Genomic DNA, 13,217 nt, shown 5'->3' on the forward strand with positions numbered 1-13,217 from the left:
CGCTATTCCGGGACGATTGGACCGTGACCAACGGACCGGAAACGACAGGCCGGAAGGATGCCGGGGCGCCCCATGCTGCTGCTCATCGATAACTACGACAGCTTCACCTACAACCTCGTCCACTATCTGGGCGAACTGGGCGCCGAGCTGGACGTCCGCCGCAACGACAGCCTGACGGTGGAGGAGGCCATGGCGCTCCGCCCCGAGGGCATCGTGCTGTCGCCCGGCCCCTGCGACCCGGACAAGGCGGGCATCTGCCTGCCGCTGATCGACGCCGCCGCCAAGGCCGGCGTTCCGCTGATGGGCGTGTGCCTGGGCCATCAGGCCATCGGGCAGGCTTTCGGCGGCACGGTGCTGCGCGCGCCGGTGCCGATGCACGGCAAGGTCGACCGCATGTTCCACCAGGGGCGCGGCGTCCTGAAGGACCTGCCCTCGCCCTTCCGGGCCACCCGCTACCACTCGCTGATCGTCGAGCGCGCCACCCTGCCCGCCTGCCTGGAAGTGACGGGCGAGACGGAGGACGGCTTGATTATGGCGTTGTCCCACCGCGAGTTGCCGATCCACGGCGTGCAGTTCCACCCGGAAAGCATCGAGAGCGAGCACGGGCACAAGATCCTGGAAAACTTCCTGAACACGACCCGCCGGCTGGAGACCGCCGCATGAGCACGCCGTCCGCGCCGCACGGCGACCTGGCCGACATGAAGGCGATCCTGGCCAAGGTCGCCGCCGGCAACGCCCTGAACGAGCAAGAGGCCTCGCTGGCCTTCGACATCATCATGTCGGGCAACGCCACCCCGTCGCAGATGGGCGGCTTCCTGATGGCGCTGCGCGTGCGCGGCGAGACGGTGGACGAGATCACCGGCGCCGCCCGCGTCATGCGCGCCAAGGCGATCCCGGTGGAGGCGCCCGAGGGCACCATCGATACCTGCGGCACCGGCGGCGACGGCTCCGGCACCTACAACATCTCCACCGCCGCCGCGGTCGTCATCGCCGCCTGCGGCGTGCCGGTGGCCAAGCACGGCAACCGCGCCATGTCGTCCAAGTCGGGCGCCGCCGACGTGCTGGGCGCGCTGGGCGTCAATCTTGACTGCGACATGGGTCTGGTGCGCAAGGCCCTGTGGGATGCCCACATCGGCTTCCTGATGGCGCCGCGCCACCACCTCGCCATGCGCAACGTCGGCCCGACCCGCGTCGAGCTGGGCACCCGCACCATCTTCAACCTGCTGGGACCGCTGTCCAACCCGGCCAGCGCCAAGCGCCAGCTTCTCGGTGTCTATGCCAGGCAGTGGGTGGAGCCGCTGGCCCATGTGCTGAAGCGCCTGGGGTCGGAGGCCGCCTGGATCGTCCATGGCTCCGATGGGCTGGACGAGATCACCACCACCGGCCCGACCACCGTCGCCCAGTTGAAGGACGGCGAGGTCACGGTGTTCGAGATCGAGCCGGAGCAGGCCGGCATCTTCCGCGCCCGGCCGGAGCTTCTTAAGGGCGGCGACGCCCATGTGAACGCGGAGGCCATCCGCGCGCTGTTCGACGGTGCCCAGGGCGCCTACCGCGACATCGTGCTGCTGAACGCCGCCGCCGCGCTGCATGTGGCGGGCAAGGCCGGCGACCTCAAGGAAGGCGTCGAGCAGGCCCGCCACGCCATCGACAGCGGCGGCGCCCGCGCCGTGCTCCAGCGCCTTGTGTCCATCACCAATTCGTCCGCCACCAACGAACCGGTTGCCGCGCCATGAGCGACGTCCTGACCCGCATCTGCGACGACAAGCGCGCGCTGGTCCAAGCCCGCAAGTCTGCCCGCCCGCTGTCCGTGGTGGAGGATGCCGCCCGCGCCGCCGACCCGGCGCGCGGCTTCATCCGTGCGCTGCGCCGCACGGTCGACGGCGGCCGCTACGGCCTGATCGCCGAGATCAAGAAGGCGAGCCCGTCCAAGGGCCTGATCCGCCCGGATTTCGACCCGCCGTCGCTGGCCCGCGCCTACCGCGAGGGCGGCGCCACCTGCCTGTCGGTGCTGACCGACGAGCCCTATTTCCAGGGCTGCGACGACTATCTGCTGGCCGCCCGCGCCGCGGTGGACCTGCCGGTGCTGCGCAAGGACTTCATGGTCGATCCCTACCAGATCGCCGAATCCCGCGCGCTCGGCGCCGACTGCATCCTCATCATCATGGCGGCGCTGAGCGACGCGCAGGCCACGGAGATCGAGGACGCCGCCATCGCCTGGGGCCTGGACGTGCTGGTCGAGGTGCACAACCGCGAGGAGCTGGACCGCGCGCTGGCGCTGAAGACCCCGCTTCTCGGCGTGAACAACCGGAACCTGAAGACTCTGGCGGTCGACATCGCCACGACCGAGGAACTGGCCGCCCATGTGCCCGCCGACCGCATGCTGGTCGCCGAGAGCGGCCTCTACAGCCCGGCGGACCTGTCGCGCATGGCGGCGGTGGGCGCGCGTTGCTTCCTGGTCGGTGAATCGCTGATGCGGCAGGAGGATGTGACCGCGGCCACCCGCGCCCTGCTCGCCTGATACCAAATAAAAAGCAATGGGGAGGAGCGACGCCGTGCCGAACGTGACCATTGCCCGTGAAAGCCCGCTCCAGGACGAAGTGGTCCAGCTCATCGAGGAGTTGGACCGCTATCTGGGCGACTTATATCCGGCCGAGAGCAACCATCTGCTCGACCTGCAATCGCTGGCCAAGCCGGACATCCGCTTCCTGGTCGCCCGGCGTTCCGGAACCGTGGTCGGCTGCGGCGCCGTGCGCATCGATATCGAGGGCGGCTATGGCGAGGTCAAGCGGATGTTCGTCCAGCCGACCGCGCGCGGCGGTCAGATCGGGCGCCGCCTGCTGGAACGCATCGAGGACGAGGCCCGCAGCGCCGGCCTGTCCCTGCTGCGGCTGGAGACCGGCGTCTATCAGGACGAAGCCATCGCACTCTACCGCAAGCAGGGCTTCACCGACCGCGGCCCGTTCGGCCCCTACGCCCCGGACCCGCTGAGCCTGTTCCTGGAGAAACCCCTATGACCGACCAGCCCGCAAGCGGCTTCACCCATTTCGACGCCGAAGGCCGCGCGGTGATGGTGGACGTGTCCGACAAGGCCGACACCGAGCGCACGGCGACCGCCCGCGGCTCCGTCCTGATGCAGCCGGAAACGCTGGCGCTCATCCTCCAGGGCGGCGTCAAGAAGGGCGACGTCCTGTCGGTGGCCCGGCTGGCCGGCATCATGGGGGCCAAGCGCACGCCGGACCTAATCCCGCTGTGCCACCCGCTGATGCTGACCTCGGTCAAGGTCGACCTGACCTGTGACCCCGAGCGCAACGCCGTGGACATCACCGCCACCTGCAAGCTCAGGGGCCAGACCGGCGTTGAGATGGAGGCACTGACCGCCGTGTCGGTCGCCGCACTCACCGTCTACGACATGTGCAAGGCGGTGGACCGCGGCATGACCATCACCGAGGTCAAGCTGCTCCACAAGGCCGGCGGCAAGAGCGGCGAATGGGGGAGCGCGGTCTGATGCTGCAGGTCGGTGAAGCCCGCGCCCGCATCCTCGCCGCCTTCACCGTCCTGCCGGCGGAGACGGTGCCGCTGCCCGACGCGCTGGGGCGCGTCCTGGCGGAGCCCGCCGTCGGCCGGTTGACCCAGCCGCCCTTTGCCGCCGCCGCCATGGACGGCTGGGCCGTCCGCGCCGCCGACATCGTCTCGGCTTCGGCGGATGCGCCGGTCACTCTGCGCCGCATCGGCGAGTCCGCGGCCGGCCACGCCTTCGCCGGATCGGTCGGAGCAGGCGAGGCCGTGCGCATCTTCACCGGCGCCCCCCTGCCCGCCGGGGCCGACGCCGTGGTGATGCAGGAGGATTGCGAAGACACCGGGGACCGCGTGCGCGTCGGGCGCGCCGTGCCCACGGGCCGCTTCATCCGCCCCGCCGGTCTGGACTTCACCGCGGGTGAGGAGTTGCTTCCCAAGGGACGGCTGCTCACCGCCCGCGACGTCGCCCTGGCCGCCGCGGCCAATCTGCCCTGGCTGCGCGTCCACCGCCGCCCGCGGGTCGCCGTGCTCGCCACCGGAGACGAGATCGCCCTGCCCGGCGATCCGCTGGGGCCGAGCCAGATCGTCAGTTCCAACGCGATCGGCCTGTGCGCGCTGGTCGCCAGCCAGGGCGGCGTCGCGCACAATCTCGGCGTGGCCAAGGACGATCCGGAGCATCTTGCCGCCATGGCCGCCGGGGCGGCCGGCTGCGACCTGCTGGTGACCACGGGTGGCGCCTCGCAAGGCGAGCACGACCATGTGCGCGACGTGCTGGGCGGGCTGTCGCTGGACTTCTACCGCGTCGCCATGAAGCCCGGCAAACCGTTGATTTTCGGGACGGCGAACGGCGTGCCGCTGCTCGGCCTGCCCGGCAATCCGGTGTCCACCGGGGTGGCCGCCCTGCTGTTCCTGGTGCCGCTGCTCCGCCATTTTCAGGGGCTGCCCGCCGAGAACGCTACGCTCATGGCGCGACTCGGCGCATCGCTGAAGGCCAACGACGACCGCACGGATTTCCTGCGCGCCACGCTGTCCGTCGGACCGGACGGCGAGCCGGTCGCTACCCCTTTCCCGCGCCAGGACAGCGCGATGATGTCCCGGCTGGCCCAAGCCGACGCCCTGATCGTCCGCGAACCGCAGGCCCCCGCCGCAACCGCGGGCGACCGCGTGACGGTGATCCCATTGAGCGGCGGTGTCCTGTCGCTTTAATCCATTCTGCACCCCCAATCCCTTTGGCAATCGCTTTGGGAGTCCTATCCGTCGATTTGCGATTGATTTCATCCGTAGGGCTTGACGGAGGTTAAGAACCAAACTAGAACATAAGGGAACGTTTTGCTTTTGTTCCATATCTAGTGCGGAACCGGTCGGGAGGCACAAATGCTCACGCGCAAGCAGCATGAATTGCTGCTTTTCATCAACGAGCGGCTCGGACAGGGCGGTGTGTCCCCTTCCTTCGATGAAATGAAGGACGCTCTCAACCTGAAGTCCAAGTCGGGTATCCACCGTCTGATCACCGGGCTGGAAGAGCGCGGCTTCATCCGCCGCCTGCCCCACCGCGCCCGCGCGCTGGAGGTGCTGCGGCTGCCGGAGGGGATGGAAACCGCCCGGACCCGGCCGCCGCGCGCCAAGTTCCAGCCCAACGTCATCAAGGGTGACTTCAGCTTCGCGGGACGGGAGGCGAACCCGGCGTCCGAATCGGTGCAGCTTCCGCTCTACGGCCGCATCGCCGCGGGCACGCCCATCGAGGCGCTGCGCGACGGTTCCGCCTTCGTCGACATTCCCGCCGCCATGCTCGGCATGGGCGACCACTACGCGCTGGAGGTCGCCGGCGATTCCATGGTGGAGGCCGGCATCCTCGACCATGACACGGTGGTCATCCAGCGTTGCGACAGCGCGGACAACGGCTCGATCGTCGTCGCTCTGGTCGATGACGCCGAGGTCACGCTGAAGCGCCTGCGCCGCAAGGGCAACACCGTGGCGCTCGAACCGGCCAACGCCGCCTACGAGACCCGCATCTTCGGCGCCGACCGCGTCCGCGTGCAGGGCCGCCTTGTCGGTCTGGTGCGGAAGTACTGACGGCAGGATGCTCCGGGGCGACGGTTCAGCGCGCCCCGGTCTTTCCATCGGGGAGCGTTCTTCCCATCGTCCACGGGCGGTCGCCGCGCTGGTCGCGCACGCTCTCGACGCGGATGCCCTTGTCCGTCAGGGTGAGCGCGTGCGCGCCCTCCCGCCGCAGGCGCCAGCGGTCGATGACCAGCGGCGCCCGGCATCCGCGCGACGGGACCACGGTCACCACCGCATCGGCCAGCGCGCAATCTTCCGGCAAGGCGTCCGGCTGGCGCAGCAGCGCCACCGTCTGTCCCCGCGCGCGGTAGAGGCATCCCAGAGCGTCGCAGCGCAGCCGCCCGTCCAGGCTCACCCCGGCGAGCGGCCAGACGTCCTGACCGGCTTTGTCCTCCGGCTTCTCCATGCCGTCGCGCCGCCTCCAACTGTTCGCCACCCGCCCGTCGCTGGCGGCGGACAGGCTGAGAATCCCCTCCGCGCCGCGCACGGCCATCAGCTTTCCGTCCTCCGACACCAGAATGTCGGGCCGCGACGCAAAGACCGGGGCGACCAGTCCACTGGTCAAGGCGACCAGCCCCAGCCAGCGCCAGCGTCCCGTCCAGATGGCCAGCCACAGCCCGCCCAGCGTGATCGCCGCGATGGCGGCGTCGGGCATGGCCGGCAGAAACGCGGTGGCGCCGGGCAGCGCCGCGGTTCGCTCTGCCGTCTCGATGACCAGCCGGACGCCCCAGCTCATCGCCGTCACCGCCACCCCCTCCAGCCCGAAGGGCAGTAGCAGGTAGGAGAGCAGGCTGAAGGGCATGATCCACACCGTCGTGATGGGGATCGCCACCATGTTGGACAGCACGCCGTAAAAGGCGACCTGCTGGAAATGATAGAGCCCGTATGGCGTCGTCGCGACGGTCGCCACCACGCTGGAAAAAGCGATGCCGCCCAGAGTCATGGCTCCCCGGCCGAGCCAGCCCATCTCGCGCCGTTGCCGCACCGCCCAGGGCGTGAAGCGTTCGAAGGCAGCGATCAGGGCGACGACCGCCGCGAAGGACATCTGGAAGCTCGGCCCCAGCATCCCCTCAGGGTCGTAGAGGACGGTGACGATGCCGGCGAAGGCGACCAGCCGCATGCTGATCGGTGACCGGTCGGCGATGACCGCGCCCATGACAAGGCCGGTCATCAGCACCGACCGCAGCGTCGGCAAGGGCGCGCCCACCAACAGCGTGTACAGGATGGCCGACAGGATGCCGGCCATCGCCGCGATCTTCTTGATCGGCCAGCGCAGGGCCACCCAGGGAACCAGCGCCAGCAGCGCCCGCACCACCCAGAAGACGATCCCCGCGGCAATGCCCACATGCAGGCCGGAAATGGACAGGAGATGCGCGAGGCCACTGTCGCGGAAGGCGTCCATCATCGGTCCTGGAATCGCCGCCGCGTCGCCGTTCAGCAGGGCGGCGGTGACGCTGGCCTCCGCGGAATCGGCCACGACGGCACGAACCCGCTCGGCGATGGCGGCGCGCGCCCGCTCGAAGGCCACGGTCACCCGGCGCCAGCCGCCTGGCAATGGCGCCTCCTGTGCGACGGGGGCGCCCATGACGAAGCCGACCGCGCCGAAGCCTTCGAAATAGGCGCGCCGCTGCAGGTCGAACGCTCCCGGCTCCGCCGGGGCGGCCGGCGGGTGGAGCATGGCGCGCAGCCGGACCACCGTCCCGGCCTCCGGCGGTGTCACCTTGGCCGGCAGATGCAGGCGGACCCGCTCCGGCGTCGCCTCCGGGGCCAGCCGCTCCACCGTCGGTTCACCGATCATCAACCGCGTGCCGGTGGGCTGCCGCTCGACCGCCAGCACCCGCCCGGTCACCTGCACCGGTCCAAGCTCGCGCGTCAGCATCGGCGCCATCGCCGCCACGCTGTGCAGTTGCGCCGCGGCGAAGCCCAGAGCGACGCTCAACAGGCCCAGCAGCAGGACGACCGGCGCCAGACGCCGCCGCGCCAGCCACAACAGAGGCAGACAACCGACCGCAACACCCGGCCCCAGCCAGAGCGGCGGCTCGGCGGGCAGGCCGAAATACAGAGCCACGCCCGCCCCGGTTCCCACCGGCAGCCACAGCGCCCAGCGCTCCCGCTCCGCGGCGAGACATTCCGCCGCCGCCGCGGAAAGGCGCGCGGCGAGGCCGCGACGGACAGGACCGGCATCGCCCTCCTCCGCCGCCAAACCTCCGGCCATGCCCTCTTCAACCCCGTGGGCCATACTGTCGCCTATGCGCGCAAGGCAAATGCCTCCGGCGCCGTTAATGTGTTACACCACCGCACCACCGCAGTCGCACCGCCGCAGCCGCCGCGCGGCCGCCGCAGCACTGTAGCAGCGCCGAACCCGGAATTGAGCCACCCATGACCGTCGTCACCCGTTTCGCCCCGTCGCCCACCGGCTTTCTCCACATCGGCGGTGCCCGCACCGCGTTGTTCAACTGGCTGTATGCCCGCCACCACGGCGGCACGTACCTGTTGCGCATCGAGGACACCGACCGCCAGCGTTCGACGGATGCCGCGGTGGACGCCATCCTCGACGGCCTGTCCTGGCTCGGCCTCGACTGGGACGGCGACGCGGTGAGCCAGTTCGCCCGCAAGGACCGCCACGCCGAGGTGGCGCAGCAGATGCTGGCCGCCGGCCGCGCCTACCACTGCTACGCGAGCCCCGAGGAGCTGGAGGAGATGCGCGCCGCCCAGAAGGCTGCGGGCCAGCCGGTGCGCTACGACGGGCGCTGGCGCGACCGCGACCCCTCCGAGGCGCCGGCCGGCGTGAAGCCGGTGATCCGCCTGAAGGCGCCGCAGGAGGGCGAGACGGTCCTGAAGGACCGCGTCCAGGGCGAGGTGACGGTGCAGAACGCCCAGCTCGACGACCTGATCCTGCTGCGCGCCGACGGCACCCCGACCTATCTTCTGGCGGTGGTGGTGGACGACCACGACATGGGCGTGACCCACGTCATCCGCGGCGACGACCATCTGACCAACACCTTCCGCCAGATCCAGATCTACAACGCCATGGGCTGGGACCTGCCGGAGTTCGGCCACATCCCGCTGATCCACGGGCCGGACGGCGCCAAGCTGTCGAAGCGCCACGGCGCGCTCGGCGTCGACGCCTACCGCGACATGGGCTACCTGCCGGAGGCGATCCGCAACTACCTGCTGCGGCTCGGCTGGGGGCACGGCGACGACGAGATCATTTCGACCGAACAGGCCGTGGAGTGGTTCAACCTGGAGGGCATCGGGCGCTCCCCCTCGCGCTTCGACTTCGCCAAGCTGGAGAACCTGAACGCCCACTACATGCGGCTGGCCGACGACGCCCGCCTCGTGGGTCTGGCCGCTCCGCGACTGGAGGCCGAGCTTGGCCGCGCGCTGACCGAGTCGGAGCGCGATCTGCTGATCCGCGCCATGAACGGGCTGAAGCAGCGCGCCCGCACCGTGGTCGATCTCGCCCAGAGCGCCCGCTTCTACCTCGCCGCCCGTCCGCTGGCGATGGACGAGAAAGCCGCCGCGCTGTTGGACGAGAAGGGCCGCGGCGTCCTGACCGACCTCGCCGCCCGCTTCGAGGCGGAAGCGGACTTCACCGCCGCCGCCCTGGAAGGGCTGGTGCGCGCCTTCGCCGAGGAGCGGGGCGAGAAGCTGGGCAAGATCGCCCAACCGCTGCGCGCGGCGCTCACCGGCTCCACCGTGTCGCCGCCCATCTTCGAGGTGGCCGAGATCCTGGGCCGCGCGGAAACGCTGGCCCGGATGAAGGATGCCGCAACTGCAGCACGGGGATAACTTCCGTGCGTTGATATCCGCCCGGCATAGAACTATGCTGCGCGCATTCGAAAAGGGCGTTAAGCCCCAACCCTAAAGATAAGGACGTGCCGAGATGACCCAAACCGCGGACAAGGCCGATACCTTCACCCTGATCGACAACCGGACTGGCAAGCAGGTCAGCCTGCCCGTGATGAAGGGAAGCACGGGTCCGGACGTGATCGACATCCGCAAGCTCTACGCCGAGACCGGTTGTTTCACCTACGATCCGGGTTTCACTTCGACGGGCAGCTGCGAGTCCAAGATCACCTACATCGACGGTGACGAGGGTATCCTGCTGCACCGCGGTTACGCCATCGACGACCTTGCCGAGCACGCGACCTTCCCGGAGGTCTGCTTCCTTCTCCTCAACAACCACCTGCCGAACGCCGCCGAGAAGGAAGAGTTCGAGGGGATCCTGCGCGGCCACTCGATGGTGCATGAGCAGCTGACCCGCTTCTACAGCGGCTTCCGCCGCGACGCCCACCCGATGGCGGTTCTCTGTGGCGTCGTCGGCGCGCTGTCGGCCTTCTACCACGACTCGACGGACATCGAGGACCCGGTGCAGCGCAAGATCGCCGCGCACCGCCTGATCGCCAAGATCCCGGCGATCGCCGCGATGGCCTACAAGTACTCGGTCGGTCAGCCGTTCATGTACCCGCGCAACGATCTGTCCTACGCCGAGAACTTCCTCTACATGACCTTCGGCACGCCGTGCGAGCCGTACAAGGTCAACCCGGTCCTGTCCAAGGCCATGGACAAGATCTTCATCCTGCACGCCGACCACGAGCAGAACGCTTCCACCTCGACCGTCCGTCTGGCCGGCTCGTCGGGCGCCAACCCGTTCGCCTGCATCGCCGCCGGCATCGCCTCGCTGTGGGGTCCGGCCCACGGCGGCGCCAACGAGGCCGTGCTGAAGATGCTGGAGGAGATCGGCTCCGTCGATCGCATCCCGGAGATCGTCCGCCGCGCCAAGGACAAGAACGACAACTTCCGCCTGATGGGCTTCGGCCACCGGGTCTACAAGAACTACGACCCGCGCGCCCAGGTCATGCGCAAGACCTGCCATGAGGTCCTGGCCGAGCTGGGCATCAAGGACGAGCCGCTCCTCGACATCGCGATGGAGCTGGAGAAGATCGCCCTCGAGGACCCGTACTTCGTCGAGAAGAAGCTGTACCCGAACGTCGACTTCTACTCGGGCATCATCCTGAAGGCGATGGGCTTCCCGACCAGCATGTTCACCGTGCTGTTCGCCGTGGCGCGCACCGTTGGCTGGATCTCCCAGTGGAAGGAGATGATCGAGGACCCGGTCCAGAAGATCGGCCGTCCGCGTCAGCTCTACACCGGCGCGACCAAGCGGGACTTCATCCCGCTGGCCGAGCGTGGCTAACCGGCCGACAGCACACATCGGGACGGGCGGCTCCGACGGAGCCGCCCGCAGCCCGGCTGCGTTCATCGTTCCGGCGCGGCGGGTCCGTCAGGGCCAGCCCGTCGCGAACGACAACAAGCCGCCGCTGTCGCGGCGGCTTCGCCGCATCGTCTTCTATGCGGTGATTGTGGCGATGATCGCCGCGGTGGTGCTGATCTGACCGTTTAGCCCTGGGTGATCGGGATGTGCGGCCCTTCCGCCGCCACACGCTCCATCCATGCGCGCACCGCCGGGTAGCCGGACAGGTCGAACCCACCCTCCTCCGCCACATGCGTGTAGGCGTAGAGCGCGATGTCGGCGATGCTGAAGCGATCGCCCACGAAGAAGCGGCGCTCCGCCAGATGCCCTTCCATGACGCCCAGCGCGTCGTAGCCGAGCCGGCGCTTGGTCACCAGCCCGAGCTTGCGCTCCTCCGTCATCTCCACGTGGTGCGTGATCCAGAAGCGCACGGTCGCGACGTTCGGCTCGTGGCTGTACTGCTCGAAGAACATCCATTGCAGGACCCGCGCACGTCCTTCCCGGTCGTTGGGCAGGTAAGGTGTACCCTCCGCCAGATACCAGAGGATGGCGTTGGATTCCGGCAGATGGCTGCCGTCCTCCAGTTGCAGCGTCGGAATGCGCCCGTTCGGATTCCGCGCCAGGAATTCCGGAGTGCGGGTCTCCGCCCGGTCGATGTCCAGTTCGACCCGTTCATAGGCGATGCCGAGCTTGTGCAGCAGCAGCCGGCACTTGTAGCCGTTTCCGGAAGACAGATTGTCGTATAGGCGCAGCATGGTGGCGTGTCTCCGCTCCGAATACATCCGGTGGCGGATATAACCACGAAACGGAATCAGGCGCCAGCGCGGCCTTGCGGAAGCAGTATGCCGAGCCGCTCCAACCGCGCCCGATCCGCAGCGGCCTCTGCCAGCAGCCAGTGCCGGAAAGCGCGGAGCACACCACGCCCGCGCCCATCGGCCGGCGCCGTCAGCACGTAGCGGTCGCCGCAGGGCACCGCGGGCCCGAAGGGGCAGACGAGCCGTCCCGCCTCCAGCGCCTCCAGCACCAGCGAGGGGCGCCCCAGCGCGATCCCCTGCCCGGCCATGGCCGCCTGGATCACCATCACCGATTCCGAGAAGCTCAGGCCGCCCGCGCCGTCCAGTTCCACCCCGCTGCCGGCGCGCCACAGACTCCAGTCCGGGGATGCCTGATAATGCAGCAGCGTCTGGCGGGACAGGTCGGCCGGTCCGGACAGCCGTTCAGCCAGCGCCGGAGCGCAGACCGGAAACAGCGGCTCTTCCGACAAAAGCGCCCCCGCGGGGCCGGGATCGCCGCCGCGCACGTAGCGGATGACCGCCCAACCCGCCTCGGCCTCCGACGCGCGGTCGGTGTTGCCCCCCTCGATGTCCAGCCGCAGGTCCGACCGGCCGTCCAGGAAGCGCCCCAGGCGGGGCACCAGCCACAAGGCCGCCCAGGTGCGCGGTGCGGCGATGCGCAGCCGTTCCGGCCCTTGTCCGGCGATGCGGTCCCAGCTTTCCTGAACCCGCCCCAGCCCCGCGGTGCAGGCCTGTGCGAGGTCGCGTCCGGCGTCGGTCAGGTGAAGCCCCTGCGGGGTGCGATCGAACAGGCGGACCTTCAGCCGCTTCTCCAGATCGCTCACCTGACGGCTGACCGCGCCGTGAGTCAGGCCAAGCTCGTCGGCGGCGCGCGTCATGCTGCCGTGGCGGGACGCCGCTTCGAAAGCGGCCAGGGCGGTGAAGGGAAGGCGCGGCATCGGCGGCGTCTCTGGAGGTCGATGTGAGGATTCCTCACACCCATGCCCTACGAAGTCAATTGTGGACCGCGGGAGCGGCGGGCAGGCTTGGGCGCAGAAACCGAACCATCCCGGCACCTCACATGACGATGACCTTGTCCATCACCGACATCTCCACTCTCGATGACGGACGCCTGCGCGTTGAACTGGAAGCTCTTCTGGAGGACGCGGTGAACAGCGGCGCTTCGGTGGGCTACCACGCCCCGCTGGCCCCTTACTGGAAGCGGGCCTTCTGGGACGGTGTGGCCGGGCTGCTGTCCGGCGGTGCGCACCGTCTGCTGATCGTGCGAGGACCAGCGGGAGAACTGTTGGGAAGCGTCCAGTTGGCACTGTGCACCAAGCCGAACGGCGCGCACCGCGCCGAGGTACAGAAGCTGCTCGTCTTCACGCGCCACCGGCGGAACGGCGTTGCGCGGCGGCTGATGACGGCGGTGGAGGACACCGCCCGTGGTCTGGGGCGGTCGCTGCTGGTGCTCGATACACTGAAGGGCGACCGCGGCGAGCCCTTATATGAAGCGACAGGCTGGCGTCGCGCCGGGCTGATCCCCGGCTATACGGTGGAAGCGGACGGCGCCTTCCACGACACCGTCCTCTTCTACAAGACGCTGTGAG

General features: G+C 69.3%; 14 protein-coding genes. 11 read left to right on the forward strand and 3 right to left on the reverse strand.

The window, feature by feature from the left end:
* The first annotated feature begins 72 nt into the window (after window positions 1–72).
* From DS837_RS20020 to lexA, 7 genes are all read left to right on the forward strand, one after another.
* Window positions 73–663: an anthranilate synthase component II gene (locus DS837_RS20020; RefSeq protein WP_035673146.1), complete on the forward strand. Its 591-nt coding sequence runs from the start codon at window positions 73–75 to the stop codon at window positions 661–663.
* A complete protein-coding gene (gene trpD / locus DS837_RS20025; RefSeq protein ID WP_149166379.1) occupies window positions 660–1,733 on the forward strand; it encodes an anthranilate phosphoribosyltransferase in 1,074 nt (357 codons plus the stop codon). Before DS837_RS20020 ends, trpD begins: the two co-directional genes overlap by 4 nt.
* Complete coding sequence (gene trpC / locus DS837_RS20030) at window positions 1,730–2,518, forward strand: indole-3-glycerol phosphate synthase TrpC (protein ID WP_149166380.1); 789 nt, start codon at window positions 1,730–1,732, stop codon at window positions 2,516–2,518. Before trpD ends, trpC begins: the two co-directional genes overlap by 4 nt.
* Before the next feature lie 34 nt (window positions 2,519–2,552).
* Window positions 2,553–3,014: a GNAT family N-acetyltransferase gene (locus DS837_RS20035; RefSeq protein WP_149166381.1), complete on the forward strand. Its 462-nt coding sequence runs from the start codon at window positions 2,553–2,555 to the stop codon at window positions 3,012–3,014.
* Window positions 3,011–3,505, forward strand: coding sequence for a cyclic pyranopterin monophosphate synthase MoaC (gene moaC / locus DS837_RS20040; protein ID WP_137114364.1), 495 nt, complete (start codon window positions 3,011–3,013; stop codon window positions 3,503–3,505). The genes DS837_RS20035 and moaC overlap by 4 nt, the downstream gene beginning before the upstream one ends.
* Window positions 3,505–4,722, forward strand: a complete 1,218-nt coding sequence (locus tag DS837_RS20045; RefSeq protein ID WP_149166382.1) for a molybdopterin molybdotransferase MoeA — start codon at window positions 3,505–3,507, stop codon at window positions 4,720–4,722. The genes moaC and DS837_RS20045 overlap by 1 nt, the downstream gene beginning before the upstream one ends.
* 168 nt (window positions 4,723–4,890) lie before the next feature.
* Window positions 4,891–5,589, forward strand: a complete 699-nt coding sequence (lexA, locus tag DS837_RS20050) for a transcriptional repressor LexA (protein WP_149166383.1) — start codon at window positions 4,891–4,893, stop codon at window positions 5,587–5,589.
* Between the two features lie 25 nt (window positions 5,590–5,614).
* Here the strand turns inward: lexA and DS837_RS20055 are convergent, their stop codons facing one another.
* Window positions 5,615–7,792, reverse strand: a complete 2,178-nt coding sequence (locus DS837_RS20055; RefSeq protein WP_149166384.1) for a ComEC/Rec2 family competence protein — start codon at window positions 7,790–7,792, stop codon at window positions 5,615–5,617.
* Window positions 7,793–7,956: 164 nt separating this feature from the next.
* On the opposite strand from DS837_RS20055, the gene gltX reads away from it, so the two are divergent.
* The 3 genes from gltX (at window position 7,957) to DS837_RS20070 (ending at window position 10,976) form a co-directional block, all read left to right on the forward strand.
* Window positions 7,957–9,369: a glutamate--tRNA ligase gene (gene gltX / locus DS837_RS20060; protein WP_149166385.1), complete on the forward strand. Its 1,413-nt coding sequence runs from the start codon at window positions 7,957–7,959 to the stop codon at window positions 9,367–9,369.
* Window positions 9,370–9,463: 94 nt separating this feature from the next.
* On the forward strand, window positions 9,464–10,777 hold the full coding sequence (gltA, locus tag DS837_RS20065) for a citrate synthase (protein WP_059398731.1): 1,314 nt from the start codon (window positions 9,464–9,466) through the stop codon (window positions 10,775–10,777).
* Window positions 10,770–10,976, forward strand: a complete 207-nt coding sequence (locus tag DS837_RS20070; RefSeq protein WP_149166386.1) for a hypothetical protein — start codon at window positions 10,770–10,772, stop codon at window positions 10,974–10,976. Before gltA ends, DS837_RS20070 begins: the two co-directional genes overlap by 8 nt.
* Window positions 10,977–10,980: 4 nt before the next feature.
* On the opposite strand, the gene DS837_RS20075 is transcribed toward DS837_RS20070, so the two are convergent.
* Window positions 10,981–11,589 (reverse strand): glutathione S-transferase family protein, encoded by a 609-nt coding sequence (locus DS837_RS20075; protein WP_149166387.1) that lies wholly within the window; start codon window positions 11,587–11,589, stop codon window positions 10,981–10,983.
* Window positions 11,590–11,645: 56 nt separating this feature from the next.
* Window positions 11,646–12,566 carry a LysR substrate-binding domain-containing protein gene (locus tag DS837_RS20080; protein ID WP_149166388.1) on the reverse strand — a complete coding sequence of 307 codons (921 nt, stop codon included), beginning with the start codon at window positions 12,564–12,566 and terminating at the stop codon, window positions 11,646–11,648.
* 122 nt (window positions 12,567–12,688) lie between these two features.
* On the opposite strand from DS837_RS20080, the gene DS837_RS20085 reads away from it, so the two are divergent.
* Window positions 12,689–13,216, forward strand: a complete 528-nt coding sequence (locus DS837_RS20085) for a GNAT family N-acetyltransferase (RefSeq protein WP_149166389.1) — start codon at window positions 12,689–12,691, stop codon at window positions 13,214–13,216.
* The last annotated feature ends 1 nt before the right edge of the window (window position 13,217 follow it).

This window comes from Azospirillum brasilense (assembly GCF_008365405.1).
Taxonomy (GTDB): domain Bacteria; phylum Pseudomonadota; class Alphaproteobacteria; order Azospirillales; family Azospirillaceae; genus Azospirillum; species Azospirillum brasilense_D.

What these genes read in the sequence shown, in the direction of transcription:
- DS837_RS20080 (WP_149166388.1), bottom strand. Translation starts at nt 12,566, where the DNA reads ATGCCGCGCCTTCCCTTCACCGCCCTGGCCGCTTTCGAAGCGGCGTCC.
- DS837_RS20020 (WP_035673146.1), top strand. Translation starts at nt 73, where the DNA reads ATGCTGCTGCTCATCGATAACTACGACAGCTTCACCTACAACCTCGTC.
- gltX (WP_149166385.1), top strand. Translation starts at nt 7,957, where the DNA reads ATGACCGTCGTCACCCGTTTCGCCCCGTCGCCCACCGGCTTTCTCCAC.
- trpD (WP_149166379.1), top strand. Translation starts at nt 660, where the DNA reads ATGAGCACGCCGTCCGCGCCGCACGGCGACCTGGCCGACATGAAGGCG.
- gltA (WP_059398731.1), top strand. Translation starts at nt 9,464, where the DNA reads ATGACCCAAACCGCGGACAAGGCCGATACCTTCACCCTGATCGACAAC.
- DS837_RS20085 (WP_149166389.1), top strand. Translation starts at nt 12,689, where the DNA reads ATGACGATGACCTTGTCCATCACCGACATCTCCACTCTCGATGACGGA.
- DS837_RS20045 (WP_149166382.1), top strand. Translation starts at nt 3,505, where the DNA reads ATGCTGCAGGTCGGTGAAGCCCGCGCCCGCATCCTCGCCGCCTTCACC.
- trpC (WP_149166380.1), top strand. Translation starts at nt 1,730, where the DNA reads ATGAGCGACGTCCTGACCCGCATCTGCGACGACAAGCGCGCGCTGGTC.
- moaC (WP_137114364.1), top strand. Translation starts at nt 3,011, where the DNA reads ATGACCGACCAGCCCGCAAGCGGCTTCACCCATTTCGACGCCGAAGGC.
- DS837_RS20055 (WP_149166384.1), bottom strand. Translation starts at nt 7,792, where the DNA reads ATGGCCGGAGGTTTGGCGGCGGAGGAGGGCGATGCCGGTCCTGTCCGT.
- DS837_RS20075 (WP_149166387.1), bottom strand. Translation starts at nt 11,589, where the DNA reads ATGCTGCGCCTATACGACAATCTGTCTTCCGGAAACGGCTACAAGTGC.
- lexA (WP_149166383.1), top strand. Translation starts at nt 4,891, where the DNA reads ATGCTCACGCGCAAGCAGCATGAATTGCTGCTTTTCATCAACGAGCGG.